Here is a 26,750-nt window from a genome sequence, read left to right as displayed (position 1 = left end):
GTCGAATCTTCATAAAGAGTGACGGCTTTTCGGGGATCGACAAGGTAGCGGCATTTGGGGGACTCGAGGAGGGGGCGGTGTTTCGGGAGAATTGGAAGGTGACGGCTTTTCGGGAGAGTTGGAAGGTGGCGGTGTTTCGGGGAAACGAGAAGGCGGCGCCACCTGGGGGAGTTGGAAGGTGGCGCCACCTGGGGCATGGAGAAGAGGGTCGGCTCTAGACGAGGGTCCGCTTCGTTAGTCGCAGCTGCACGTCGGCACATTCCGCGACCCGCCTCGAGTGGGTCACAACGATCACGCACTTGCCGGCTTTTGCCGCGCCTCGCAGAATCTCGATCACCTCTTCTGCCGTGTCCTCGTCGAGGTTGCCCGTCGGCTCGTCCGCGAGAATCACCGGCGCCTTCGACACGAGCGCACGCGCGATCGCAACGCGCTGCTGCTGCCCACCCGAAAGGCGAAGCACATTGCGGGTCGCTTGGTCCTTCGTGAGACCGAGGCTTTCGAGGCTTTCGACGCCTGCCTTCTTATCCACGAGACGAAGGTTTTCGAGCGGAGTGAGGTAGTCGATCAGGTTGTAGTTCTGAAACACGAGAGAGATCTGCTCGCGGCGATGCTTCGAATACCCCGTTTGTGCGATATCGGTTCCGTTGAATCGCACCGTGCCACCGGTGGGCGCTTCAAGGCCCGCAAGGAGGCTCAACAGGGTGGATTTGCCCGCACCGGATGCGCCGACGATCGCGTAGAGCTTCCCGAGCTCAAAGGTTGTCGAGACGTCCTCGAGAACCCGGCCGCGAGACTGTTCGTAGGTGTAGCTGACGTGATCGAGGTGAAGAATGCTCATGATGTGCTCCTAGCTCATAGAGGCGAGAATTGACTTCGGGCTGCGCCGAAAAACAGGAATAAGAACCGCTGCGACAGCAATGGCGACGATGAGGGCGCCCAAGCCAAGCGCAGCTAGGGCCGCGAGTGGACTCGCGGAAGGGGAGAGGGCTTCGAGAACCGGGTCGTGAGAGCGAGCCAGGAGAGCCTCGCTCACGGCATTCGTCGCGAGGAGCCCCAGCCCGAGTGCGAGCACCGCCGCGACGGCTACGAGCGCGCAAATTTCCGTGAGGAACTGGCGAAGGATGCTCCCCTTCGACCTGCCAAGGGAGAGCAGAATCCCGATCTCGTGAAGGCGGCCGCGCGCCCAGAACGCGAGCACAAGAACGAGCACCGCAATGCTCACTGCGCTCAGTCCAAGAACGAGCCACGTGAGAAGGCGTTCCACGCCGGCGATCGAGGCAAGGACGGTTCGAAACTGCGCCGAATTATCCTCGAGGCTCAGGTGAGGACGGGCCTTATGCGCCTTCGCAAGGACAGCGGGAAGCGCCTCAGCGCTCGCGGTGCTGTAACGCGCGAGGGTCATCGACGCCGGATCGGTCAGGGGCGACATGTCTTCGGCCGCGGCGAAAATACGGTTCTCGGCGGCGCCCGCAGGAAGTCCGGACGGATTCTCCGCGCGACCGCTAAAGATGCCGGTCACGACGAGGCGCACGAGCTTGCCGTCACGCACGAGCGTGATTGCGCTTCCCACCGATAGGTGGTTCTTCGCGGCAAAGTCTTTGTGCACGAGGGCGCCGTGCGACGACGACTTCAGGTGCTCGCCCTGCTCAAGCGTGAAAAGCTTGCCTTGGAACAGCGGATTGAGCTGCGAATTAGTCGTCGCCGTCGCCGTCATGTCATTCGCGAACTCCGGGTCAAGCTGGACAGCCCCGGCCGCCGTGACGGGACGGTGACCTTTCGGTTTTACGAGAAGATCTGTCTCGTACGCACTTGAGGTTACGCCGGGAAGCTTCGCGAGAGCGTCGGCATCGGTGCGGGCGAGGCTGGCGTCGGAATTCTGCGCCGTGAAACCAGCCCCGACGTTCCGATCGATCGCGCCGCTAATATCGCCCATCGTGGCGCGCACACCCGATTGCGCCACGAGCCCCGTGAAAATCAAGGTCATGAGCAGAAGAAGAATGATGCTGCGTGCGGGGCGCCTGCGCAGTGAAAGCACGGCGAGGTGCGCCGAAGAAAGGCCTCTCATTTGAGTGCCACCAAAAGCTTCTTCGGGGCCGTGCGAAGCATCGGGAGTGCGGCGAGCAGCACGCACACGATAATGACGACGGCCGCCGCGATCGCGACGTATGCAACATCCTGACTGCCGAGGCTTACGTGCAAGGAATCGAGAGTTTTAAGCGCGCTCGACGATTCGAGATCGGCGCCGGCCTGTTGCCCGGGAGCAAAACCATTCTGCGCAGAAGAATTGACGCTTCCCAGCACCGAAGAGCCAATAGATTGCGCGATAAACGTGCTCACGAGATACGAGATCCCAATCGCTGGAATGGCGATGAGCCCAAGCTCCATCCAGTACTGGCGCAGCATTCCACCCTTGGTGGTGCCCACCGAAAGAAGCACACCCGTTTCCTTCTTGCGTTCACCGAGCCAGAGGAACAGCATGAGGCTCAAAAGTGCAATGGCCAGGACGAACGTTGCGATTTTTGCGCCGTTCATGATCGAGCGAACGCCATCAACCGCACCGGTGATGCCCGCGAGATACTGCGTCGACGGGGCAAGCTGATAGTTGCGCCAGTCGATCCCAAGACGGCTCGCTTCCTCCGCGACAGCCTTGAGTTCGGCGCCCTTCTTCACGAAGAAATTAGCGTCCTGATAAATCTCGGTCTTTGCCGTCCATCCGTAGAGCTCGCGAGTCGTGTCAAGATCAGTGAATAGCGTATTGGCGAAAAGCTCGCTGCGCTGGGCAACCGGCCTCGGGTTATTGCCCGAAAAAAGGCCGACGATTTCCGTTTTGACCTCGGTCGTGGACTTGTTCTGGTTATCCACATCGAATTGGTTGCCCTTCACGGTGATCTCATCGCCCACCTTGAGGCCATTTGCTTTCGCGAGATCCTCGTGAATGAGGGCCTTGTGCGAGTCCCCATTTTGCAGGTGGCGGCCTTGCGTGAGGGTGAGCGCCCCACCGCGGAAGCTATTTTCCAGCTCGGAGCCGTTCACGCCCCACACGTTGGCGGCGTTGCCGAACTGCTTTTCCTTTTGCTCGTCGTACTCGTTGTGATCGAGCTTCTTGACGCTTGCGCCCACGAGGTCCGCCGTGACGTTCTGGCGCGCGACGTAGCTCTCGACGTTCTTGAGCTTCGCGATCTTCTCGATATCCGCACCCTTCACGGTGCCTGCGCCGCGGGGTGTTCCCTGATTGAACTGCGGGTTGTTTTGCAGAACGAAGCCCGCGCCCGTGCGCCGATCAACCTGTGCTCCCGCCGCATCGGCGGCGCGCGTCACCGAACCGGTCACCATGAGCGCCGACATCATCGCCGCGAAAATTCCCAAAATAATGAACGACTTGACGCGTTGACGTGAAACGTAGCGCCAGGCCCGGCCGAAAGACGACACGGAACGATCCTTTCCAGAAGGCAACATAGGATGTTTGAGCCGACGCATAACAGCGTGCGGCAACGACGAATGAACCTAACGAAGCAGTCTGGAATGGTTCCCAGCTTGGGGTGGGAAACCCCGGTGAAAGTGGCATCCCCTCGGGGGAAACTCCGGGATTGAAACGGGTAAAAAGTCCCGAAATCTACTCGTTTTCTGCGAGAACGCGGGTAATCCCGGATCAATCCCCTAAAACGCCGCGGGGGAGTGAGCTGCGACTAGTCGAGGAAGCCTCGCAGAAGCGCCTCGGTTCCCGCGAGATGTTCCTCCATCTCGACCGAGGCCACATCCGGCCGTCCGCGAAGAATGGCCTGGACAATCCTTTGATGCTGCTCGCACGAATGCTCAATATTGGGCTGGAGCAGAGGGATCTGGTCAAGAAGCTCGTTGACCCGCATGCGGATATCGGCGAGAACCGGAACGAGGGAGGGAGCGTCAACGAGTTCCCCCATGAGTAGATGCAGGCGCGTGTCGTACTTGCGGTAGTCAGCCAGGTCGGCACCCTGGCATTCCTCGTGGGCGCGCCACAGCCGTTCGCGGCTTTCGCGTGAAAGCTCCTGGCGGGCGAGCCTGCGCACGATCCCCACCTCGACAACCGCCCGAAGGGCGAGAGTGTCGATGATGGACGCGACGCGACTCGAGGTTTCCGAAAGTGCGCTCGAGGTGGGAAGCGGATTCTTTGCGAACGTCCCGCCGTAGCGGCCCCGTTTCGCTTCGAGGTAACCCGCCTCAACGAGAGCCGAGATGGCCTCGCGAACGGTGTCCCGCGAAACCCCGAGCATCGATGCGAGCTCGCGCTCCGGGGGAAGCTTTTCCCCCGGAGCAACGAGCCCAAGTTTGAGCGATTGAACAAGCCTGTGCACGGTTCCCTCGAAAGCGTTCGAGGCCGCCCCTGGCTTCAACAGAACCCAGGAGTTCAGCACGGGGGCGGGATCAGGCAGCTCAGTCATCGCTCAACATCTTGTCACAAGCATCGCGGCTCAGAGCGGCGTGACGTAGGCGGCGCTGAGGCCACCGTCGACGAGGAACGTCGACGCCGTGATGAAGGAAGCGTCGTCACTCGCCAGGAACGCGACGGCGGCCGCAAGCTCCTTCGCGTCACCGAATCGCCCAACCGGAACGTGCACGAGTCGACGCTGCGCACGCTCCGGATCCTTGGCGAAAAGCTCCTGAAGAAGAGGAGTGGCCACGGGCCCCGGGCACAGGGCGTTGACGCGAATGCCCTGACGGGCGAACTGCACGCCGAGCTCGCGCGTCATCGCGAGCACCCCACCCTTGGAGGCCGTGTAGGAAATCTGCGAGGTCGCCGAGCCCATCACCGCCACGAAGCTAGCCGTGTTGATGATCGAACCGGACTGCTGCTTCGTCATGTGGCGAAGCGCTGCGCGCGAGCACAGGTAAACCGATTTCAGGTTGACGTCCTGCACCTTCTCCCACGCGGGAAGCTCGGTTGTTTCAATCGAATCGTCATCCGCGGGCGAAATCCCGGCGTTGTTGAAGGCAATATCGACCGAGCCGTACACGCGAGCTGCTTCGTCGAACAGGTGGTTGACCTGCTCTTCGCTCGTGACGTTCGTTTCGACGAAGAGGCCGCCGACCTCCTTGGCAGCCGCCTCGCCGTTTGTCGCATCGAGATCGCCGATGACGACCGTGGCGCCTTCGGCCGCGAATCGGCGGGCGGTCGCAAGCCCGATGCCGGAGCTGCCGCCCGTAATCACGGCAACCTTGCCCTTCAGTCGTTGGGTGAGATCAATCTTGTCGATAGTCGTCTCTGACATGTCAAAACCTTTCTACAAGGGGTGGATGGTGGCTAGTCCTGCGCGAAAAAGACATTCTTGGTTTCGGTGAAGGCCAGGGGGGCGTCGGGCCCCTGTTCCCTGCCTAGACCGGACTGCTTGAACCCGCCGAACGGCGTGGAGTACCGCACCGACGAGTGGGAGTTGACGGAGAGGTTTCCCGCCTCGACCCCGCGCGACACGCGAAGCGCGCGGCCGATGTCGCGAGTCCAGATCGACCCCGAAAGCCCGTACTCGGTGTCGTTTGCGAGGGCGACTGCATCGGCCTCGTCCTCGAACGGCAGCACGGTAACGACGGGGCCGAAAATCTCCTCGTGAACCGTCCGGTGCGTGCGCTCGGGCGTGAGCACGGTGGGCGGGAACCAAAAGCCGGGGCCCGACGGTGCACTCCCTCTAAAGGCGACAAGCGATTCGTCGTCCACGTATCCGGTGACCTTGTCGAGGTGGGCTTTCGCCACGAGCGGCCCCATTTCGGTGTCGTCCTTCGCGGGGTCACCAACCCGGAACGCCTTGACGGCGGGCTCGAAGAGCTCCATGAACTTCTCGTACACGGACTTTTCGACGAGGATCCGTGAGCGCGAGCAGCAATCCTGCCCGGCGTTGTCGAAAACCCCCGCGGGAGCTGCGGCGGCTGCCTTCTCGAGGTCGGAATCGGCAAACACGATGTTCGCGTTCTTTCCGCCGAGTTCGAGCGTGAGGGTCTTGACCTGTTCGGCGCAGCCACGCATGATCGTCTTTCCCGTTGCCGTTGAGCCGGTGAACACGACTTTTCGCACGTCGGGATGCGTGACGAACCGGTTGCCGACGACCGACCCTTTGCCGGGAAGAACCGTGAGAAGGTCCTCGGGAAGGCCGGCCTCGAGGGCGAGCTCGGCAATGCGGATCGCCGTGAGTGGTGTCCATTCGGCGGGCTTGAGAACCACGGCGCAGCCAGCCGCGAGCGCGGGTGCGAAGCCCCACGCGGCGATTGGCATGGGGAAGTTCCACGGGGTGATGATGCCGACGACGCCCACCGCCTCATGGAACGTTACGTTCACGCCGCCCTCGACGGGAATCTGCTCGCCGATGAGCCTTTCGGGCGCTGCTGCGTAGTACTCGAGGACATTCGCAACGTTTTGCGCTTCCCACCGGGCTTGCCCAATGGGGTGGCCGGCATTGGCAACCTCGATCTGGGCGAGCTCCTCGTTGTGCTCGGCGACGATGCGGGCAAAACTCCGTAGAACCTGTGCTCGTGCGGCTGGAGCGGTGGCCGCCCAGCGCTTTTGTGCAACGACGGCCTTGGCGATGGCGTCGTCAGTCGCTTCGACGTCGACGAGCTCGATGCTGCGAATGAACTCCTCGGTCGCGGGGTTGATGATGTCGAACGTAGTCATGGGCGCTCCTTAGAGGTATGGGGCGTAGCATTGACGAGGGCTTCGAAGAGTCTGCGGTCGTCGCTTTGCTGTTCGGGATGCCATTGGACGGCAAGGAAGAAGCCCCGTGCTGATGGGGACTCGAGGGCCTGGATGGTGCCGTCGGACGTGCGGGCGGTGACCGTGAGACCGCTGCCAACCTTCGCTACCGCCTGATGGTGGTACACGGGGATATCGTGCGCGCTGCCGCCGAGGATGCTCGCGAGCGTCGAGCCATCGGTGATCTCGATGTCCACCGAGCCGAACACGCCCGGGGCAGGCTGGTATTGATCCGAGCCCACGACGTCGGGCAGGTGCTGGATAAGCGTTCCCGAGTGGACGGTGTTGACGATCTGCATGCCGCGACAGATCGCGAGCAAGGGCAGCCCGGTGCTGCATGCCGCCTCGTACAGAGCGATTTCCCACTCGTCGCGATCATCGCGCGGCGCCCCGGTCCTCTCGTGCGGCTGCTCGCCATACCGGGCCGGGTTGACGTCGGCCCCGCCCGCGAGGATGAGCCCGTCTAGGCGGGCGAGGACCTGGGCAGCGCGTTCGTGTTCCGACGGTTGCGGGGGCAACAGGACGGGCACGCCTCCGGCATCGAGGACCGCCTGAAGGTAGGCCTCGTGCAGGAAGGATGCGCGCGTATCCCATACCCCGCACGTGGCAGGTTCGAGGTATGTCGAGATACCGATGATGGGTGCGCTAGCCACGTTCGAAGCCCCTCACGCGCTCCCAATCCGTGACGGCGGCATCGAACGCCTCGAGTTCGACCCGGGCAGCCCGCGTGTAGTGCTCGACGACGTCTTCGCCGAAGGCGGCAAGGGCAATCTCGGAGTTTTCGAACAGGTCGGCGGCCTCGCGGAGCGTCGTCGGCACCCTCGGCTTGTCACTTTCGTAGCCGTTGCCCACGAGCTCCTCCTCGAGGGAGAGCTCGTTGTCGATGCCGTGGAGACCCGCGGCGATCATCGCGGCCATTGCGAGATATTGATTGACGTCGCCGCCGGGAATGCGGTTCTCGAAGCGCAGCGATTTGCCGTGGCCCACGACTCGGAAGGCGCACGAGCGGTTGTCGAGGCCCCACGCGAGTGTGGTTGGTGCGAATGTGCCGGGCTGATAGCGCTTATAGGAGTTGATGTTGGGGGCGAACATGAGGGCAAGTTCGCGCGCTGCGGCGATCTGCCCCGCGAGGAACTGATCCATAATGACGCTGCGCCCGCCTTCGCGGGATTCATCGGCGAACACGGGGTTGTCGTCCTTGTCGCGCAGGCTCATGTGAATGTGGCACGAGTTGCCTTCGCGCTGGTTGAACTTCGCCATGAAGGTGATGGACTTGCCGTGCCTTTCGGCGATTTCCTTGGCGCCCGTGCGGTAGAGGCTGTGGTTGTCGCACGTGGTAAGCACGTCGTCGTAAAGGAAAGCGATCTCTTGCTGGCCGGGGTTGCATTCGCCTTTGACGCCCTCGCAGTACATGCCGGCGGCATCCATGGAGTTGCGGATGTCGCGAAGAAGCGGTTCGAGGCGCGTGGAGGCCTGGATGTCGTAGTCGGTGTTGTAGTCGCTTGCGGGGGTGAGGGCGTTGTAGCCCTTGGCCCACGCTTCACGGTAGGTGTCGTCGAAAATCAGGAATTCGAGTTCCGTCGCGCCCATGCATGTCCAGCCACGCTCCTCGAGGCGAGCGCGCTGTTTCTTGAGGACACTGCGCGGGGCGGGGGCGACTTCCTCGCCCGAGGTCGTGAGGAGGTCCGCGGTGACCTGTGCGGAGCCCTCGATCCACGGGACCTGGCGCAGCGTGGCCAAGTCTGGCTTCATGACCATGTCGCCGTAGCCGCTCTTCCAGCTGGAGATCTTGTAGCCGTCCACCGTGTTGTTGTCGATGTCGACGGCGAGGAGGTAGTTGCAGCACTCGGCTCCGTGTTCGGCGACGGAGTCGAGAAAGAGGCGAGCGGAGATGCGCTTGCCTACGAGTCGGCCTTGCATGTCCGTGAATCCGAGAATCACGGTGTCGATATCGCCGGCGTGGATGCGGTTGGTGAGTTCTGAGAACGTCAGCATTCCTTCGTTGCCTGACATGGAAGCTCCTCATTGTGCTTCGGTGTGGCCTGGCGGGGCCCTTACGTGGCGATGCAAGCCATTGACTAAACATCGGTCTAGCAACCATTAGACCACATGATGTGAGCTACGCAACCCGAAAGTCTGGCAAAGTGCTGGGTGTTCTGGGTTGATTGTCTACAAATCGCACCAATGAATTTCTACAAAAGCGTGGAAATCCAACCATTAGGCGAGTAGTGTGGGGCAGCACACACGAGTCAACGTGGTCTCGTCACTACGGAAGGTATGCAATGGCTGATCAAAGCGATCGTCAATCTCCTCAACGCACGGCAGCATCACCCGCCTCACCCTCCACGCAATCGGGGGAAGTCACCAAGGTCGGTGGCGTCACCTATCGAACGGCGGATACCGAATACTTTGAAAAACGTCAGCTCAAGCGCTCGGCCGGCATCTTCGGACTCTGGGGCCTCGCAGTCGGCGCGGTCGTTTCCGGTAACTTTTCCGGCTGGAACTTCGGCGTGGATTTCGCGGGCTTCGGCGGGATGCTCATCGCCTACGCGATTCTCATCGTCATGTACTACGGCCTCATCTTCTCGATCAACGAAATGGCCGCCGCCATGCCTCACACCGGAGGCGCGTACTCGTTCGCGAGAGCGGCGATGGGGCCCTACGCAGGCTTCGTGACGGGCCTTGCCGAAACAATCGAGTACGTCGCGACAACCGCCGTGATCGTCTACTTCTCCTCAGGCTACGCCGACGCGGTGGTATCGCAACTCCTTGGCGTTGACCTGCCAAAACCCGTGTGGTGGCTCATCCTCTACACGATCTTCGTGGCGCTGAACTCCTCCGGCGCAGCGGTATCGTTCAGGTTCGCCATCCTGGTGTCGATCATTTCGATCGTGATCCTGCTCGTCTTCAGTGCGATGGCGCTGTTCTCCGGCGCTTTCTCATGGGATTCACTCTTCAACATCGTTCCCGACGCAGGCGGTTCGGCCTTCCTGCCCCACGGTTTCCTCCCGATCCTGTTCGCGCTGCCCTTTGCCATGTGGTTCTTCCTCGGCATCGAGGAGCTGCCGCTCGCAGCCGAAGAGGCCCACAACCCCGTCCGCGACATTCCCAAGGCGGCACTGTGGGCGCGCTTCACACTCGTCGTCACCGGCCTTCTCGTGCTCGTTCTGAACACCGGCGTGCTCGGCGCGGAAACGACCGCCGGGGCAAGCGAACCGCTCCTCGATGGCTTCCGCGCGATCGTCGGCGACGGCCTCGCTGCCGTTCTCGCACTCTTCGCGCTCGTGGGCCTGCTTGCCTCACTTCAAGGCATCATGTTCGCCTACGGGCGCAACATGTACTCGCTCTCGCGTGCGGGCTACTACCCGAAGTTCCTCTCGCTCACGGGGCGCACGCAGACGCCGTGGGTTGCCCTTATCGCCGGTGCCGTCATCGGATTTTGTGCGCTTGTGGGCGTCGATCTTGCCGGTGGTGAGGGCGGAATCGCCGGTGCGGTTGTCCTCAACATTGCTGCCTGGGGTGCCGTCGTCGCCTACCTCATGCAGATGGTGTCGTTCCTCGTGCTGCGCAAGCGATTCCCGAACGCGAAGCGTCCCTACAAATCGCCGTGGGGAAACTCTGGAGCGATCATCGCCGCCGTCATCTCCGCGCTCATCTTCCTGGGCTTCCTCCTCAACCCTGACTACCTGCCCGCGATCATCGCGATCATCGTGATCTACGCGGTCATGCTCATTACCTTCTGGCTATGGGGCCGCCACCGGCTGATTCTGAGCCCCGAAGAAGAGTACGCGCTCTCGGGAGGCCTCGACGTCGTGAACCTCGACGATCTCGTGGATGACGGTGAACGTGACGACCAGCCCGGTGAGAGCGAGGTAGCACCCGCTCGAGACTAGGCCTCAGCAGGCGTTTCTCATTCTTTCTTCATAGGAGAAGCGGCCCGGGGAAGCTCTGCGGCTTCCCCGGACCGCCCACGAGGTTCACGCGCGGTTAGAACCCGGTGCGCGTAGCCTTCGGGTAGTACTTCCGGAACTTCTGCACCTGGCGCAGACCCGAAGCGAGAGCGAAGCCCTTCATCCACGCACCCTCCGGGGCATAGCGGTAGGGGTTGTCCACGCCGTGGGCGCGAACGGCGGAATCGAGCTGAGCGCGCAGTTCGGGTTCGGTGACGTAGTGCTTCACGAGGCGCATGGGGAGGATCGAATAGAGGTGCTGCTCCTCGGCGCGCACACGCTCAAGGGGTGCGTTGTCGATGAGGTCCGCGACAATGTGCTCGGGGTAGGAGCCGCCTGCCGCGGTGACGTAGTGGTTGTTGCGTCCGAGCCGCGGATTGAGTTCGAGGAAGTAGGCCGTTCCGTTACGCGGGTCGACCTTGAGATCAACATTGGCGAAGCCGACGTAGTCCACGTGGTCGAGGAGTTTTTCGAACTGCGCGACGATCGCCCGGTGAGGACCGGTGAGCATCGCTGCGGGGCGGCCGAGCGCATCGGGCGTGTGCTCGCCCAGCAACACCTGCGCAGCGCATGTGAGCGTCACTTCGCCCGAGCGCGAGCGGTAGCCGGTGATGGAGTATTCGGATGTGTCGTCACCCTCGATGAGCTCCTGGAAGAGGAACCGCCCCGTGAAGCCAGCGTCCCCGAGCTTTGCCACGAGTTCCTTGTATTCGGCCTGCGACTTGAGCACGAATACTTTGCGCTTGCCGGGGAACTTGACGCGCGAATAATCGGCGGTGTTCGCGGGTTTGCCGATGATTGGGTAGGCCCACGGAAGCTGCTCGGGCGCGTCAAAATCGGCTTCGCCGTACCGGGAGAAGTCAACAACGGCCGTGGGAATCGTCGGAATGTCGAGCTCGTTGCACGCTTCTTGGAAGTGGGCCTTGTCGGCCAGCTTCGCGAGGGAAGCGGAATCAATTTGCGCGAGAAGGTAGTGCTCCTCGAGCTCGGCCCGGTACGTGTCGATGAAGGAAATGAACGAATCGGCATTCGCGAGCAAGAGCGTCGGTCGCTTGACGGGCTTGTCTTTCGCAAGCTGAACGAGCGCATCCTTGAGATCGCACTCGCTTGCCCCAGCACCGATAGCGACGTGAGCGCTTGTGACAGTGCGTTCGTTCATCGCGACAGGGGTGCGCATCACGGTGAGTGAACGCATGCCGTAGGCCTTGTGAAAGGCAATCGAGACGTTGAGCGAGTTGAGGCCCGCGCCGAGGATCACGACATCGAACTCCGTGCCGCCTTTGCTGATCCCCGGTGTGGGGCCGGGCTGGGAGACAGTGAGGTTCGAGATGGCCACGTGAAACGCCTTTCGCTGGGAAACATCCGGCGCTTGAGTTTATCGAACAGCAGTTTTGGTGCTCTCTGTTTGCTCGCACAAAGTGTTCGTAAAATTATTCAACGCTAAAAAAGTGGCGCCCTCGCGGGGCGCCCCTCTCCGAAGGAGCACCAATGAACGACAGCAGCCCCCTCGACAAGGTTAAAGATGCCGCGCAGTCCATCGCGGACACGGCGAAAGACAAGATTCCCGCAGGCGTTGATGCTGCAGCGGACGCCGTTGTTGACCTCGCCGCGAAGGCCGAGGAGAAGTTCCCCCAGGCCAAGGGCGTTGCCGACAAGGTCGTTGATGTCGCGGGTGCTGCCCAAGACAAGGCCCACGAACTCGGCGATGGAGGCGATGGGGACTCGGCGGCGGCGCAGCACTGAGGCGCTGCCGTCCGGGTTCGCAGCACTGACGCGCTGCCGTCCGTGTTCGCAGCGCTGACGCGGTGCTGTTCCGGTTTATGAAGAAACTGGGCTGTTGGCCGGCTGTGGGGCCGGGGGCGGCCCAGTTTTTTCATGAAGTGTGGCGGTGACTGGGGGAAAGACGGCTGGGGAGCTGTGCGACTGGGGGAGCTGGGCAGCTGGTGGAGCCCGGTGACTGGGGGAACTGGGGAACTGGCCAGATGGGGGCAGCTGGGAGAGCCGGGCCGCATGAAAAATTGCTGCCCGCAAACGCGAGCCGCGCCACTAGAAGCCTCGAATTGCTCCCGAGGGCGTGGGATGGGTGCTAGCCTTCCAACGGTTGTGCACGGACATGGACAGAGAGCCATGCGAGCACTTCATGTGATCCGGGTACAGCCATGCCTTTGTCCCGTTTTCACGTGAGGAATGTGCATGAGCACCACAGCGCCTGAGCGCCCCGCAACCACCCCCATTATCGCCGGCCCCTCAATCGACGAGACCGCAGTGACGGCCTCGGGGTCGGCCCCGATCGAAGCAAACGGCCACGACGCCGACTTCAGCTTCACCCCAGTTCCTGCATCCGCGCGCCACGGTTTTTGGGCCGTGGGCTTCGTGATGCTCGGATTTACCTTCTTCTCCGCCTCTATGAGCGTCGGCGCGAAGATCGGCAACGGTCTCGATCTTGGCGGCTTCGTCTGGGCCACGACGCTCGGCGGGCTCGTGCTCGCGATCTACACCGGTGGCCTCGCCCACCTTGGCGCGAAGACCGGCATGGGGCTTGACCTCCTCGCCCGCCGCGCCTTCGGCCGTCGCGGCTCGCTTTTGGCCTCCGCCCTTGTGGGCCTGACCCAGATGGGATGGTTCGGCGTGGGTGTGGCGATGCTGGGTATCCCCGTCGCCGAGCTCCTTCACATCAGCCCCTGGTGGATCGTGATCGCGGCAGGCGCCGCCATGACTGCTTCCGCTTACTTCGGGATGAAAGCGATCGAGGTCGTCTCCTTCATTTCCGTTCCTCTTATCGCGATCCTCGGCACGTACTCGATGGTCACGGCAACCAGCAAGGCTGGCGGTCTTGTCGAGGTGTTCGGTGGCGGGTCGATGCCGATCGTGACCGGCATCGGCATGGTCGTGGGTTCCTTCATTTCGGGCGGCACGGCGACCCCGAACTTCACGCGCTTTGCTCGCTCGGCGAAGGTTGCCGTCATCACGACGGTGATCGCGTTCTTCCTTGGCAACACCCTCATGTTCAGCTTCGGTGCGGTGGGTGGCGCGTTCACCGGCAAGGACGACATCTTCTACGTCATGATCGCCCAGGGTCTCGCGATTCCTGCGATTCTCGTGCTCGGCGCGAATATTTGGACGACCAACAACAACGCCCTGTATACCTCCGGCCTGGGCTTTTCGAACATCACGCGCGTGCGCACCCGCCCCATGACTCTCATCGCGGGCATTTTCGGTACGGTGAGCGCGCTGTGGCTGTACGAGAACTTCGTGGGCTGGCTGAGCTTCCTCAACGCGGCACTTCCGCCGATCGGTGCGATCCTCATCGCTGACTTCCTGGTGCGCAAGCACGCGTACGTGGACTCGAGCGAAACGGAGCAGACCGTAGCGTGGCACGCGGTTCTCGGCGTCATTGCCGGCGGTCTCGTGGGCTACTTCGTGTCGTGGGGCATCTCGGCGATCAACGCGGTTGCGGTCGCGATCGCCATTCACCTCGTGGGCGTAGCCTTGACGAAGCGCCGCTAAAAACACTTGTGGGTGCGGCGCGGTCGCCTCTCTCAGGTGGGTCGTGCCGCACTAGTTCCCCGGAGGGTCGCTCACGTGGGCGGCTTTGCGTGCGGGGTGCTCGGCGGTTTTCACCCGCTCGGGTCACCCCGTTCCCTCACCCTAGTTCCCCCGCTCCAACAGAAAGGCTTCGCTGTGCTCATTCAGAACGTTTCCCTTCCGGGCCGCGAGGGCTCGGTTGACCTTCGCATTTCCGACGGTTGCTTTACCCACATTGAACCCCATCTCACCGCGGAGCCGGGCGAAGAGACATGGGACGCCGAGGGGCGCCTCGCGCTCCCGCCGTTTGTGGAGAGCCACATCCATCTCGACTCGGTTCTCACCGCGGGCGAGCCGAAGTGGAATATGAGCGGCACGCTTTTTGAGGGCATCGAGCGCTGGAGCGAGCGGAAGAAGACTCTGAGCGTTGAGGATGTCAAAACTCGCGTGCGCCGCGTCGCGCGTGACCAGGCGAGCTTCGGCGTTCAGTACGTGCGCACCCACGTGGATGTGACCGATCCCGAGCTCACGGCCCTTCGTGCGTTGCTTGAGCTTCGCGACGAGCTTGCCGACCTCATTACGCTCCAGATCGTGGCGTTCCCGCAAGAGGGCATCGATTCGTTCCCGAATGGCCGCGACCTCATGGTCAAGGCTGCCGACATGGGCGTTGATGCGATCGGCGCGATTCCTCACTTCGAGTTCACGCGCGAGTATTCGGTGGATTCCCTCAATTTCGCGTGCGAGCTTGCGCGTGATCGTGGCCTGCTCATGGATGTGCACTGCGATGAGATCGACGATGAGGCCTCGCGCGGCCTCGAGACTCTCGCGACGCGCGCCCTCGAGTTCGGCATGGGGGAGAAGGTCACCGCTTCGCACACGACCGCGATGCATTCCTATAACAACGCGTACTTCGTTCGTCTGCTTCGCCTGCTGACGATGAGCGGCATCAACTTCGTGTCAAACCCCATGGTGAACACGCATTTGCAGGGACGCATGGATACGTACCCGAAGCGCCGCGGCGTGACGCGCGTCAAGGAGCTCACGGAGGCCGGGATCAACGTGAGTTTCGGGACCGACGATATCCGCGACCCGTGGAACCCGCTCGGCACGGGGAATCTTCGTGACGTCGTGCTGAACGGCCTGTATGTCACGCAGATGATGGGCTATCCGCAGATCGCGGAGTCCTACAACTTCGTGACCCACAATGCGGCGCGCACTCTCCACCTCGACAACTACGGCATCGAGGTGGGCAACCCCGCGCGGTTTATCGTGCTCGATGCACCGAACTGGGTTGAGGCGCTCAACTTCAACGCGCCTGTCGTTCGCTCCTACAGGGACGGCACGCTCGTCGCGAAGACGGAGCCGGCGACCCGCGAGGTGTATTGGGGCTAGACATCCCCTCGGCTGCATGTAGCCAGCCTCTGAGAAGTGCATTCGCGCGCGGTGCACGCCCCATCGCGATAAGGGAGGCGCTTAGGTCTGTATGGCAACAGAAGGCGTTCGAAAGGTCAATTGCGTTCGAATCGAACGATAGCTTCGTCGCGGAGTGGACGGACTACTCAAGGAGATTAAGGGAAATTGTAGGGGGTGCAGGGGGCGATGAATAAGTCGGTTGTTCTAGATGGAGTGCGGCACGTTTTGTCAACACATTGGGAGCTGAGCCCTGGCGCGGAGCTAAGGTTTGTGCAGCACGAATCTGATTGGATCGGTAAGCTTACTGAAGCCGATCACGCGTGGACGGTCAGGGTTGCGATACAAAACGGGCGGATTGCCCGCTCTGACCGAGAGTTTACCGCCGAGGTAATGGACGCCATGTTAGGCGATCCTGGGGGCGGGCTTATAGGGCTGAAGAGAACTGCCTGCGGCGCCAGATATGTGAATGACGTGGTTGGCAATAGTCCTGTAACCGTGATGTGTAGCAGATGGATAGCTGGCCAGAATCTTGAGCGATGGGACACCGCCAGGGCGGTAGATGCCATGCGAGCCTTGGTTGAGGCGCAGAGACAATTACAGCGTAGCGTCGCTTTTGTGAAAGCCGCTAGGCCGATTTCCTATACTCCGTCAGCGGTTTTGGAACGAGCAAAGTGTGTGTTTTCCGGGGATGCGGCCTGGAATGTTGCGTTAGAGCGCCTTTCTGCCCGATTTGATGGGTGTCGCCTGCCAGAATGTGTCCCTATACATGGCGATCTGCATTTTGAAAATCTTATTTTGGTGGACAATGGGTCGTTGGCGATAATCGACTGGGGCGCGGCCGGCGTCGGCGATCCTTTGTACGATGCGGTTGCTTTTGCGGCTTCGCTAGTCCGGGCTGGTTACCAAACAGCTGCGAGGGAAGCTTTAGAAACCTACTTCCGCCTAGTAGACGGATCTAGACCGAGTGGTCAGTACCTGCAGGATCTGTTCTGTTTAAGGAAATTGGAGATAGCGACTCATTTGGCCGAAGTTGACAGGGATGGTTTTGCTCCGTCGCTACCTTGGGTCGGAGGGCGAATTAGCGGAATCCGGGCGGATCTAGCCGGTGATGCTGAGATTGAAATCGGACTGTGGTAGAGAAAGACGATCGCGACTCTGCAAGTGTTGCCGTGGTGTTTTCTTGCGACGATCGCTATGTTCCTGGTGTTCTTGCAGCAGTTCGGTCACTTAGAGATCACTCCAGTTGCCGAAACATTGACATCTTCGTGTTGCATGAGCGGCTGTCACGCGACTCGCGAGAGGTCCTGATTGAAGAAGGTCTGGCCCGGGCAACTGCCCGGGCCCTCCCTCGTGCTTATCTCTGCTTAGTTCTTGCGCATGCGGATGACCGCGAAGGCGCCGCCACCGATGAGTGCGAGCGCGAGGACTGCCGTTGCGGCGATCTCGGCGCCCGTGCGGGGCATGAAGCCGCGGGTGCCGCTCGCCTGCCCCGCGGGCTTAGAGGACTTCGAGGGCTTCGCGGGGGCCTGCTTCGACGAATCGGCTTTGCCCGTGTCAGCGTTGCCGGGCGAAACCTTGTCCGGTGAAGGCTTGTTCGGCGAGATCTCGTCCGGCGAAGGCTTGTTCGGTGCTTCCTGGTCGTTCTCGCCGGGCTTAGGGGCAGCGGGAGTCGGTTCGGGGGCCGGTGCGGGAGCCGGTGCGGAATCGGTCGGCTTCTTCTCTGGGGTTTCGTCGGAAGGCTCTTCAGGAGCGGCTTCCTTAAAGCTCACGCCCTCCATTTTCCACTCTTCCTTCGTGATCGTGAGCGGCTGGACGATCGCTTGGGGGGCGGGCTGAGGAATGCCGTTGTCGACCTTCACACATTCGATCTGGAGGTTTGCCGTGCCTTCTGCGGCGACGTCCACGAAGCTTGCATCGATCGGGTTGACGACCGTGCCGTCTTTTTCGAGTGAGTCGATACCCGACATGACCACGCGGGTCGCCTTCTCGCCTTCACCCTGGACGAAGACGGTGCGGGCGCCGTCAACGTAGGGCTCTTCGCACTTCACGCGGGATTTCACGGTGTAGGTGAAGGGGTCTGCATCGAGAGCGCCGTGTGCCTGGACGCCCCCGGCATTCTCGATCGTGGCCGTCACGGAATCGTCGAGAGTGACCTCGGTCGCCGCAGCGGCAACCTGGGGGAGGGCGAGGAGTGCCGCGGCGCCGGCGAGGGCAGCCGAGCGGCGGAGCGAGAGGGAGAGCTGCATGGTTCTACACGTTCCTTGGGGCGCGGGGAGTGGGTTAGCGAGGACAACTGTGACAGGCCTTAGTGAACGGCAGGTAACCGACTGGTGTCGGCCCCAGTTCCTTCCCGTCACTCACCATTCACTTCCTCCCTCTAGCGTTCTGATTGGTCTTCCCGACGCCCTGAGAGAAAGATTCCCCATGACCGAGCTCCGCTCCCCCCACGCCTCCTCGCTCGCCCCGAGCCGACGCACCGTGCTCCGCGGCAGCGTTGCCGCCGGTGCCCTCGGTGCCGCCGCGGCCGCAACCACCGGCTCCGCTATCGCCGAAGAAACCCCCGTGACCACCACCGACACGACCGAGGGCACGGACCTCGCACCTGCCGAGACCGGTCTTGAATGGCTCGTCGTTGACCACCACGTGCACTCGCTCTACAGCCACGACGCGAAGTACACGATGGAAATGATCATGGACAAGGCCGAAGAGTTCGGCGTGGACGTCATCGCCTTCACCGAGCACTCGAACTGGGGCCATGCCAACGAGGGCGGCGTATGGGAGGCGAACCGCCTCATCCGCAAGGCGCGCGATGAACGCAAGCTCATGGTCCTTCAGGGCATCGAGTGGTATATCCCCGCGGCCGAGCACTGCACCGTTCTCGTTGCCCCCGGCATCAACGAAGCGCGCGTGCTGCGCACGTTCGAGCTCGCGTTCGACGGCAAGCTCAACGGCTGGGAAAAGCCCGCGCTCGATTCGCCCGAAGAGAAGTTCCAGCAGGAAAAGGCTGTTGAGGCGATCGCGTGGCTCGGCGAGCAAAAGAGGGAGGGCTTCATCGATGACGCGATCGTGATCGCGAACCACCCGAGCCGCTACTGCATCGACTCGCCGCTCGAGCTTCGCGCGTGGCACGACGCCGACCGCGACATTTACCTCGGCATGGAAGGCGCCCCCGGCGCCCAGGGCTCGGCTTTCGGCCTCAATCGTGACCCGAAGTTCCAGCGCGGCGAATACGAGAACAGCCGCCGCAAGGACTCGTCCCCGCACTACCCCGACGAAGCCTTCCGCACGCGCGGCGGCTTCGACTACCTCACCTCGGTCGTGGGTGGCATGTGGGACTCGCTGCTCTCTGAGGGCCGCCGCTACTGGATCACCTCGAATTCCGACTTCCACCTCAAGACCCACGACACCTACCGCGTGGGCGACTACCCGAAGGGTGACGGCTGGGAGGAAGGCGCGAGCCTCGGCAACTTCAACCGTGCGGGCCGCCGCCCCGTTCCCGTCAACACGAACGAAGCTCAGGGCGGAAGCGACTACTGGCCCGGCCAGTTCTCCCGCACGCACGTGGGTGCCACGAGCCGCTCCTACGAAGCGGTCATGGAGGCCATGCGCGCAGGTCGCATCTGGATCGAGCACGGCCACCTCATTTCCGGTCTCGAGGTCGTCCTTTTCGCGAAAGACGACAGCGCCGAGCCCGTGACTCTCGGCGGCACCCTCAAGGTCAAGGCCGGCACCGAGCTTGGCCTGCGCGTGAGCGTGACGCCCACGACGAAGGAAAACTCCGCTGGGATCCTCCCGGAGCTCGCGCACATCGACCTCATCCGCGGGCTCATCACGGGCGAGGTTGAGGATGTCAACACGACGACGGCCCCTCACACCAAGGTCGTTGACCGCAAGGAAACCGCAGGCCACGGTCTTGAGGAGTTCACGGTTGAGTTTGACCTCGGCGCCGTCGAGGAAAACGGCTACATTCGCCTGCGCGGAAGCGACGGCAAGCGTTCGGGCGTCGGCCCGATGGGTGCCGACGTTGACCCGGCCGGCCCGATTCCCCACGGTGGCGAGAACGGCGCAGGAAGCCCGTGGATCGACACGTGGATGTACACCAACCCGATCTTCTTCGAGGTCGAGTGATCACGGTTTCGTGAACACGAGTGGGCTCGGTTTCGCGGGGGTTATGCCCCGCGGAATCGAGCCCCTTTCCCATCGCCCGCCCAGGACACACACCGCATGAAAGGACACCCCGCATGGCCCTCAACCGTCGGACCTTCCTGACCGCAGCCGCCGCGACCGCCGCGAGTGCCGCAACCCTCGCGCCCGCGAGCGCGTCACCGCTTTTTGAGCGCGACGAGAACGACACCCCGCGCCTTCTCGACGACCCCTTCGATGCGCGCCTGAAGAATCCCGCGCCCGAGGGATGGGCGCCGAAGAGCCCGCTCGCTCGCGCTCACGCCCACAACGACTACCTGCACACGCACCCGCTGTGGGATGCCCTTGCTCAGGGCTTTTGCTCGGTTGAGGCGGACGTGTGGTTCGAAGGCGGCGCGATCCTGCTTGGCCACACCCGCCTCGGCACGGCAAGCGGCCGCTCCCTCGAGGAGTTCTACGTGAAGCCGCTCGCGGCGCTCGTGCGCTCCAACGGCGGTCACGTGTTCCCCGGTTACGGAGGCCCGTTCCAGCTGCTCATCGACATCAAGGATCAGGGCGAGAAGCAGCTTCCCGCGATCGAGAAGCTGCTTGCGCCCTACAGCGACGTGTTCTGGCACGTGGATCGCTGCGGCACCGTCGTCGAGAATCCCGTGCGCGTCGTCTATACGGGCGGTCGCCCGTACGATCTCATCAAGGACAACCCGGTGCGGTTCGGCTCGGCCGACGGCCACAAGGGCGACCTTGGCGGCGAGATCAGCTCGCTCGACATGCCACTCATCTCGGAGGATTGGGCATCGTGGGGCTGGCAGGGCTTCGGTGAGCGCCCGGAGGATCAGTTCCGTTCACTCAAGGAGTTTTCCGACGGTGCCCACGCGATCGGCGCGCGCTCGCGCCTGTGGGGTGTTCCCGAGCTTCTGCCCAAGCGTCGCGAGATCCTGTGGCAGATGCAGCTCGATGCGGGCATCGACGTCGTGGGCGCCGATGACCTCGCTGAGCTGCGCGCGTTCCTGCTCGAGCGCGGCGCCGCCTAAGGAATAACCTCGAAGGCCTACCGCGCGCGCTCGGCGAGTAGCTCGAGTACGTGGCGGTAGGTCTTTCCCGTTGCGCGGGTCATGCCGATTTCGCACGTGCGGTTGAGGGAGGCGTGGTGGTCGGCGCCGAGGGCTTTCACTTCGGCTGCTTCGGCTGCCGTTGCCGAGGCTGTGAGCTCGGGGTGGAGCATGCCGCGATCGCCCGCGAAGGCGCAGCATCCCCACGCGTCGGGCACGGTGACCTTCGCGTATGCCGCTTCGGCAACCTGCAGGAGTGCGGGGTTGAGCCCCATCTGGGTCGAGGAGCACGTGGGGTGGAGAATCACGTGTTCGCTTGATCGGTCGATGTCGAGGCGATCAAGGAGATGATCGGCGGTGAACTGCACGGCATCGATGACGTCGGCACCGTCGCGCTCAAGGATCGCCGCGAAGCCCTCGGTGCAGCTCACGGCGTCGCTCACGATTGGCAGGTCGAGCTCTCGCACGGCGTCAACCACCTTTCGGGTCTTCGCCGAGATGACCTCGTGCCCCTTGGCTTTGCCTTTCGACGTCCACGGGGTGCCGCAACACGTCGAGTCGATGCCCTTCGGGATGAGAAGCGCAAGGCCCGCTTTCGCGAGGAGCATCTCGAACGCGGAGACGACGTTTCCACCCGGCGCGGCCCCGCCGAACATCGTGTTGACGCACGCGGGAACATAGATACCCGCGACCTCGCCATCGGGCGCGCCGAACAGGCGGCCGGGCAGGTTCGAGCCGACAGCCCGATGCTCTGCGCGCTCGCCGAGGGCGCCGCGGGCCTTCCCGCCGGCGGGCAGGTCCTTCGTGTATTTCGGCACGGTGTCCTCGCCCAGCAAGCGTCGGCCAACGCTCGTTGCCGCGCCCACGGCAGGCGCCGGGACTTTATCCGCAACCGAGAGCCCAACCGCTGCGCCGCGCGTGATCGCACCCCACGACGCTGCAGCGGCCTTCCACGCGCCGGACTCGACCGCGTTCGTGTTCTCGCGGCGCAGTCGCTTGACGAGAAGTCCCGTATTGATGCCCACGGGGCACGCCGTCACGCACATGCCGTCCACGGCGCACGTGTCGATGCCTTCGTAGTCGTAGTCCTTCGCAAGCTCATCCGCCGTGGCCGTATCGCCCGCGTTGCGGGCACGCTCCTCGGCGCGGCGCACCACGATGCGCTGGCGCGGCGTGAGCGTGAGGTCCTTGCTCGGGCATACCGGCTCGCAATAGCCGCATTCGACGCAGCGATCGGCCTCGACCTCGATCGTGGGGTTGAGCTTGAAGTTTTCGAGGTGGGCCTTCGGGTCGCTTTCGATGAGCACGCCCGGGTTGAGGGTCCCCGCGGGATCCACGAGGTGCTTGATGCTCGTCATGACCTCGTAGAGTTCGTCGCCGTACTGGCGGTGCACGAACGGCGCCATCGCGCGGCCCGTGCCGTGCTCGGCCTTGAGGTTGCCGCCGCGAGCAAGCACCGCGTCCACCATCGACTCGGTGAAGGCGCCAAGGCGCTCGCGGGCGGCGTCGCTCTCGAAGCGGTCGGTGAGCATGAAGTGGATGTTGCCGTCCTTCGCATGGCCGAAGATCACGGAGTTCTCGTAGCCGTGTTGGTCGAACAGCTCGTGCAGGTCACCGCACGTGTCGGCGAGGTTCGCGGGCGGGACCACGACGTCCTCGAGGAGTGCGGTTGTGCCACTTTCGCGCGCGCCCGCGACGGAGGCGTACAGGCCCTTGCGCAGCGCCCACGCAGTCGCGCGCATGCGAGAATCCTCGGAGAAAACGGCGGGGGAGCGCAGCTCGTGAGCGCGCAGGATCTCTTCGCCGGCGCGCTGGGCGGCGACGAGTTTTTCGTGCTCATCGTCGCGATATTCGATGAGGAGCGCCGCTTCCGTGCTCGGCGCGAAGCCCTGGATTTGCTCGGGCACGCGGGCGAGATTCTGGCCCACCGCGATCGAGGTCGAGTCCATGACCTCGAGCGTCGCCGCACCCGAGTTTACGAGCTCGGGCAGGATGCGGGTGGCCGCATCGAGCGTGGGGAACACGGCGAGCGCGGTCGTCGTGAGCGCCGGGATCGGGACCGTGCGGAACGTCGCCTCGGCGATGAACGCGAGCGTCCCCTCGCTTCCGATCACGAGCTTTTCGAGGATGTCGATCGGCCGCTCGGCATCGAGAAACGCGTTGATGCCGTAGCCCATCGTGTTCTTGAGCGCGAAGCGCTCGCGAATGATGCGCACACTCTCGGGGTTCGATACGACTCTTTCGCGAAGGCGCGAGAGGCCCTCGTGGATGTCGGGCGCGTTGGTGCGCAGGCGAGCGTCGGCCCCGTCCCGATCGCTCGTGTCGAGGGTGAGGCCCGACGGTAGCACCATGACCATCGATTCGAGGGTTTTGTAGGTGTTGTACTCCGTGCCGCAGGCCATGCCGCTCGAGTTGTTCGAGACGACGCCGCCGACCGTGCACGCGGCTTCGCTTGCCGGGTCGGGGCCAAGGCGGCGCTTGAAGCGGCGCAGACGGGCGTTGACCTGCGCGATTGTGGCGCCCGATCCGGCTCGCACGCGCGCGCCCTCGTCGAGGACTTCGATGTGGCGGAAGTTTTGGCGCACGTCGATTTGGATGTGCGGGCTTGCGGATTGGCCGGAGAGGCTCGTGCCGCCCGAGCGGAAGGCGACGGGGCTTTTGGCGGCGTTTGCGCCCTTGAGGATCGCGGCGACTTCGCGTGCCGTATCGGCGAGAACGACCGCTTCGGGGGTGAAGAGGTAGTGGGAGGCGTCGCTCGCGGCGGCGACGCGGTCGATCAGTCGTGTCTGGATGCGGCTTTCGTCGCGCACGGCAGCGGTGACGAATGCGGGGGCGGTGTTCACGAGATCCTCCATAGGCGCGCCCGGCGGGCGTAGACGACTCTTTAACCCTAGCCCCGGTGGGGCGGGATCGTGCGGCGGGGTGGCTCCACAGGGGGTTCCGCAACGCTTGGTAGTTATGAAATGACATACAAATTGGGTCGAAAGGCTAGCGCCTCGCACGGCGTGCACGTCAAGATAGGTGAGCTGGCGCCGGCGAAGTCGCACCCCCATCCACATCCGTCGTACACACCAAGGAGACCCACGCCAGTGAGCGCCACTGACACGGCCTCGATGCCGGCCGTCCCGGCGTCGGACCACGCCCATGTCCTCGAAGCGACCCCTGAAACCCTCCCCGCCGACTCTCGCCCCCTGCCGGACCTTCCCGCGGGTGCCTGGTGGCCGGTCGCCGCGTCGATTTTCGCGATCGCGTGGGGTGGCAACGAATTCACGCCGCTTCTTGTCATGTACCGCGAGGTCTCGCAATTCTCCGACCTTGTCGTCGACGGCCTCCTCGGCGCCTACGTTCTCGGCATCGTCCCCGCCCTCATGATCGGTGGCCCCCTCTCCGACGTTTACGGCCGCCGTCCCGTGCTTCTTCCCGCCGCACCGCTCAGCTTCCTCGGCAGCCTCTTGCTGATGCTTGGCCCCGGCTCGCCCCTCATGATCGGCATTGGTCGCATCCTCTGCGGGCTCGCGCTCGGCCTGGTCATGGCGATCGGCACCGCGTGGATCAAGGAAATTTCCGACGCTTCCGGGGCCGGCCCCGCCGCGGGCGCCCGCAGGGCGTCGCTCGCCCTCACCACGGGCTTCCTTGCCGGTGCCCTCGTGGCCGCGATCCTCGCGCAGTGGGGGCCGTGGCCGACCCGCACCTCGTACGCGCTGCACATGCTCATCACGGTCGTGACCGGCCTGTGGCTGCTTACCGCCCCCGAAACCCGCACGGGCGGGCACCTTCCCAAGGAAAACGAGCCGGTGTCGGGTGCCGAGACGCTCATGTCGAAGCTCCTCGTGCCGAAGGCTGCACACAAGCGCTTCCTGCGCGTCGTCCTTCCCGTCGCGCCGTGGGTGTTCGGCGCATGCGGCACCGCCTACGCCGTTCTTCCCGCACTCCTCAAGGACCGCGCCGGTGACTACCCGATCGCGTTCGCGGGCATCATGACCGCCGTGACCCTTGGCTTCGGCGTGGGCATCCAGACCGTTGGCAAGAAGATCGACACGCATCGAAGTGCGCGTGCCTCCGTGATCGCGATGGCGATCGTGGCGACCGGCGCGGTGTTCGCTGCTGGTGCTGCTTCCACGACGAGCCTCACGATCGGCCTGATCGCCGCCGCGACCCTCGGCTGCGGCTACGGCCTCGCGCTCGTCGCGGGCCTCAGCGAAGTGCAGCGCCTCGCCGGCCCCGACGACCTCGCCGGCCTCACCGCCGTGTTCTACTCAATTGCCTACCTCGGCTTCTTCGTGCCGATGCTCCTCGCGGCGCTCAGCACGATCTTCAGCTACACCACGATGCTCATCGCGGGCGCCGTACTCGCGATCCTCACGCTCGTGGAGGTCGCGCTCGCCTGGCAGTCGCACCTGCCCGGCGCGCACGAGTAAGCGACGCAGCGCCCGGCGGGCTACGCCTCCCGGCCGATGGGCTCAACCTCGGCCGGGCTCGAATGCCTGAGCGAGAGCAGGCCGCCGACGGCGAGCGTCACGAGCACGCCGAGCAGCGGATACCACTGCCACGCGATCCACACCTCGCCCACGACGTACTTCTCCATGACGAAGAAGAACGCGTTCGTGGCAATCGCGCACAGGAACGCGATGTTCGCATCGAGGGTTCGCGCGCGCTTGTTCACGATGCCGAGCACGAAGGCGCCGAGCAGGCCACCGTAGGTGATGCCCGCGATTCCGAGAGCGAGCACCACGATGCTGCCCTCATCGCTGCGGAAGAACGTCGCGGGGAGGATGAACAGCAGGCCCCACACGATCGTCGCGATGCGCCCCGTTTTGAGCTCGTCGTCCTTCGTCATGGGCGTGCGGCGCAGCTTTGCGACGACATCCGTGACGGTCGACGAGCTGAGCGCCGAAAGCGACGAGGACAGCGTGGACATCGCCGCCGCGAGGATACCCGCGAGGAGCAAGCCCGAGATGCCCGCAGGCAGACCCTCAATGATGAACTTCGGGAAGATCTCGTCGTCGCGCGTGAGCCCGAGGTCAGCGGGGGTGGCATGGTGGTACCAGCCCCACAGCGCGAGCCCCACCACGAGGAAGATCGCGAACTGCACGACCACGACGAAGCCCGACGCGATGAGTGCCTTTTGCGCTTCCGCCTTCGTGCGGCATGCGAGCAGGCGCTGCACGATCAGCTGATCCGAGCCGTGTGAGGCCATCGCGAAAACGGTGCCACCGAGCAAGGACGGAATGAGGCCCGACGCGCCGCTGATGGGGTTCTCGCCAAGGATGAACAGGTTCGTTTTTCCGGCCTCGACCGCATCGGTGAACCACGAGAAACCGAGCGAGGAGCTCACCACGATGATCGCGAGGAGGCCGCCTGCGACGTACAGCAGCATCTGCACAACATCGACCCACACGACCGCGCGAATGCCGCCGATGAACGTATAGAGGATCGTGACGACCGCGAGCACGACGATGATGACGAAGTAGTTTGTGTGCACCCCTAGGCCGTCGAGAATGATCTTGAGAGGAATGGCCGCAGCGAGAACGCGGACACCGTCGGCAAGAAGGCGCGTGAACAGGAACGTGACGCCCGCCGTGGTTTGCGTGGCCGAGCCGAAGCGCTTACCCAGGTAGGCGTAAGCCGTGACCATCTCGCCGTCGTAGTAGCGGGGGAGCAGGAGGTAGGCGACGATCACGCGGCCCACGATGTAGCCGAAGCCGAGCTGCAGGTAGCTGATGTCGCCCACGAAACTCATGACGGGGATGCCGATCACGGTGAGCGCGCTCGTTTCCGTTGCGACGACGCTCAGGCACACCGCCCACCACGGGATGTCGCGGCCGCCAAGGAAGTAGTCCTTAGCGTCAGATTGTTTTCCACTGAGCTTGAGGCCCAGCCAGGCGGTCGCGATGAGGTACGCGATCACCACCACGATGTCGATGACCTGCATGAATACTCCTAGGGGCGTGCGGG

General features: G+C 63.5%; 21 protein-coding genes. 9 read left to right on the top strand and 12 right to left on the bottom strand.

Annotated features, from left to right (window positions below; genetic code table 11):
• Window positions 1–218 (top strand): hypothetical protein (locus tag HMPREF3157_RS10645; protein ID WP_210386280.1); only part of this gene is annotated, 218 nt, incomplete at its 5' end.
• Here the strand turns inward: HMPREF3157_RS10645 and HMPREF3157_RS06290 are convergent.
• The 8 genes from HMPREF3157_RS06290 to HMPREF3157_RS06255 form a co-directional block, all read right to left on the bottom strand.
• Window positions 215–838 (bottom strand): ABC transporter ATP-binding protein, encoded by a 624-nt coding sequence (locus tag HMPREF3157_RS06290; protein ID WP_070435856.1) that lies wholly within the window; start codon window positions 836–838, stop codon window positions 215–217. The genes HMPREF3157_RS10645 and HMPREF3157_RS06290 overlap by 4 nt on opposite strands.
• Before the next feature lie 9 nt (window positions 839–847).
• On the bottom strand, window positions 848–2,065 hold the full coding sequence (locus tag HMPREF3157_RS06285) for an ABC transporter permease (protein WP_083288086.1): 1,218 nt from the start codon (window positions 2,063–2,065) through the stop codon (window positions 848–850).
• Window positions 2,062–3,429, bottom strand: a complete 1,368-nt coding sequence (locus HMPREF3157_RS06280) for an ABC transporter permease (protein ID WP_070435855.1) — start codon at window positions 3,427–3,429, stop codon at window positions 2,062–2,064. Before HMPREF3157_RS06280 ends, HMPREF3157_RS06285 begins: the two co-directional genes overlap by 4 nt.
• Before the next feature lie 257 nt (window positions 3,430–3,686).
• Window positions 3,687–4,418 (bottom strand): FadR/GntR family transcriptional regulator, encoded by a 732-nt coding sequence (locus HMPREF3157_RS06275; protein WP_016663592.1) that lies wholly within the window; start codon window positions 4,416–4,418, stop codon window positions 3,687–3,689.
• Between the two features lie 30 nt (window positions 4,419–4,448).
• Window positions 4,449–5,246, bottom strand: a complete 798-nt coding sequence (locus HMPREF3157_RS06270; RefSeq protein WP_034371421.1) for a 3-oxoacyl-ACP reductase — start codon at window positions 5,244–5,246, stop codon at window positions 4,449–4,451.
• Between the two features lie 32 nt (window positions 5,247–5,278).
• Window positions 5,279–6,637, bottom strand: coding sequence for an aldehyde dehydrogenase family protein (locus tag HMPREF3157_RS06265; RefSeq protein ID WP_070435854.1), 1,359 nt, complete (start codon window positions 6,635–6,637; stop codon window positions 5,279–5,281).
• A complete protein-coding gene (locus HMPREF3157_RS06260; RefSeq protein WP_070435853.1) occupies window positions 6,634–7,368 on the bottom strand; it encodes a gamma-glutamyl-gamma-aminobutyrate hydrolase family protein in 735 nt (244 codons plus the stop codon). The genes HMPREF3157_RS06265 and HMPREF3157_RS06260 overlap by 4 nt, the downstream gene beginning before the upstream one ends.
• Window positions 7,361–8,728 carry a glutamine synthetase family protein gene (locus HMPREF3157_RS06255; protein ID WP_070435852.1) on the bottom strand — a complete coding sequence of 456 codons (1,368 nt, stop codon included), beginning with the start codon at window positions 8,726–8,728 and terminating at the stop codon, window positions 7,361–7,363. Before HMPREF3157_RS06255 ends, HMPREF3157_RS06260 begins: the two co-directional genes overlap by 8 nt.
• A 269-nt stretch (window positions 8,729–8,997) precedes the next feature.
• Here HMPREF3157_RS06255 and HMPREF3157_RS06250 point away from each other — a divergent pair, with 269 nt between their 5' ends.
• A complete protein-coding gene (locus tag HMPREF3157_RS06250) occupies window positions 8,998–10,608 on the top strand; it encodes an amino acid permease (RefSeq protein WP_070435851.1) in 1,611 nt (536 codons plus the stop codon).
• Between the two features lie 94 nt (window positions 10,609–10,702).
• Here the strand turns inward: HMPREF3157_RS06250 and HMPREF3157_RS06245 are convergent, their stop codons facing one another.
• Entirely contained in the window at window positions 10,703–12,001 is a 1,299-nt protein-coding gene (locus HMPREF3157_RS06245; RefSeq protein ID WP_083286181.1) for a carboxylate--amine ligase, read from the bottom strand.
• A 152-nt stretch (window positions 12,002–12,153) separates the two neighbouring features.
• On the opposite strand from HMPREF3157_RS06245, the gene HMPREF3157_RS06240 reads away from it, so the two are divergent.
• The 4 genes from HMPREF3157_RS06240 to HMPREF3157_RS10795 all read left to right on the top strand — a co-directional run bounded on the left by HMPREF3157_RS06240 (window position 12,154) and on the right by HMPREF3157_RS10795 (window position 16,740).
• The gene (locus HMPREF3157_RS06240; protein WP_070435850.1) at window positions 12,154–12,408 is read left to right on the top strand and encodes a hypothetical protein; all 255 of its coding nucleotides are present in this window, start codon (window positions 12,154–12,156) and stop codon (window positions 12,406–12,408) included.
• A 450-nt stretch (window positions 12,409–12,858) separates the two neighbouring features.
• Entirely contained in the window at window positions 12,859–14,172 is a 1,314-nt protein-coding gene (codB, locus tag HMPREF3157_RS06235) for a cytosine permease (RefSeq protein WP_083288084.1), read from the top strand.
• Window positions 14,173–14,346: 174 nt separating this feature from the next.
• Window positions 14,347–15,582, top strand: coding sequence for a cytosine deaminase (gene codA / locus HMPREF3157_RS06230; RefSeq protein WP_070435860.1), 1,236 nt, complete (start codon window positions 14,347–14,349; stop codon window positions 15,580–15,582).
• 207 nt (window positions 15,583–15,789) lie between these two features.
• The gene (locus tag HMPREF3157_RS10795; protein ID WP_141740642.1) at window positions 15,790–16,740 is read left to right on the top strand and encodes a phosphotransferase family protein; all 951 of its coding nucleotides are present in this window, start codon (window positions 15,790–15,792) and stop codon (window positions 16,738–16,740) included.
• Between the two features lie 227 nt (window positions 16,741–16,967).
• Here the strand turns inward: HMPREF3157_RS10795 and HMPREF3157_RS06220 are convergent, their stop codons facing one another.
• The gene (locus HMPREF3157_RS06220; RefSeq protein WP_070435848.1) at window positions 16,968–17,849 is read right to left on the bottom strand and encodes a hypothetical protein; all 882 of its coding nucleotides are present in this window, start codon (window positions 17,847–17,849) and stop codon (window positions 16,968–16,970) included.
• A gap of 178 nt (window positions 17,850–18,027) precedes the next feature.
• On the opposite strand from HMPREF3157_RS06220, the gene HMPREF3157_RS06215 reads away from it, so the two are divergent.
• Entirely contained in the window at window positions 18,028–19,731 is a 1,704-nt protein-coding gene (locus tag HMPREF3157_RS06215; RefSeq protein ID WP_070435847.1) for a PHP domain-containing protein, read from the top strand.
• A gap of 113 nt (window positions 19,732–19,844) precedes the next feature.
• Window positions 19,845–20,777 (top strand): PI-PLC domain-containing protein, encoded by a 933-nt coding sequence (locus HMPREF3157_RS06210; RefSeq protein WP_083288083.1) that lies wholly within the window; start codon window positions 19,845–19,847, stop codon window positions 20,775–20,777.
• Window positions 20,778–20,794: 17 nt separating this feature from the next.
• Here the strand turns inward: HMPREF3157_RS06210 and HMPREF3157_RS06205 are convergent, their stop codons facing one another.
• On the bottom strand, window positions 20,795–23,650 hold the full coding sequence (locus tag HMPREF3157_RS06205) for an FAD-binding and (Fe-S)-binding domain-containing protein (protein ID WP_070435846.1): 2,856 nt from the start codon (window positions 23,648–23,650) through the stop codon (window positions 20,795–20,797).
• A gap of 234 nt (window positions 23,651–23,884) precedes the next feature.
• Between HMPREF3157_RS06205 and HMPREF3157_RS06200 the strand changes: the two genes are divergently transcribed.
• Window positions 23,885–25,213 carry an MFS transporter gene (locus HMPREF3157_RS06200; RefSeq protein ID WP_210386279.1) on the top strand — a complete coding sequence of 443 codons (1,329 nt, stop codon included), beginning with the start codon at window positions 23,885–23,887 and terminating at the stop codon, window positions 25,211–25,213.
• A gap of 20 nt (window positions 25,214–25,233) precedes the next feature.
• Here HMPREF3157_RS06200 and HMPREF3157_RS06195 read toward each other — a convergent pair whose 3' ends face one another.
• Complete coding sequence (locus HMPREF3157_RS06195) at window positions 25,234–26,727, bottom strand: sodium:solute symporter (protein WP_070435845.1); 1,494 nt, start codon at window positions 26,725–26,727, stop codon at window positions 25,234–25,236.
• Window positions 26,728–26,750 lie beyond the last annotated feature (23 nt).

Source organism: Dermabacter sp. HMSC06F07, from assembly GCF_001807345.1.
In the GTDB taxonomy this organism is placed as follows: Bacteria; Actinomycetota; Actinomycetes; order Actinomycetales; family Dermabacteraceae; genus Dermabacter; species Dermabacter hominis.
This window is presented reverse-complemented; position numbering and strand designations above follow the sequence as displayed.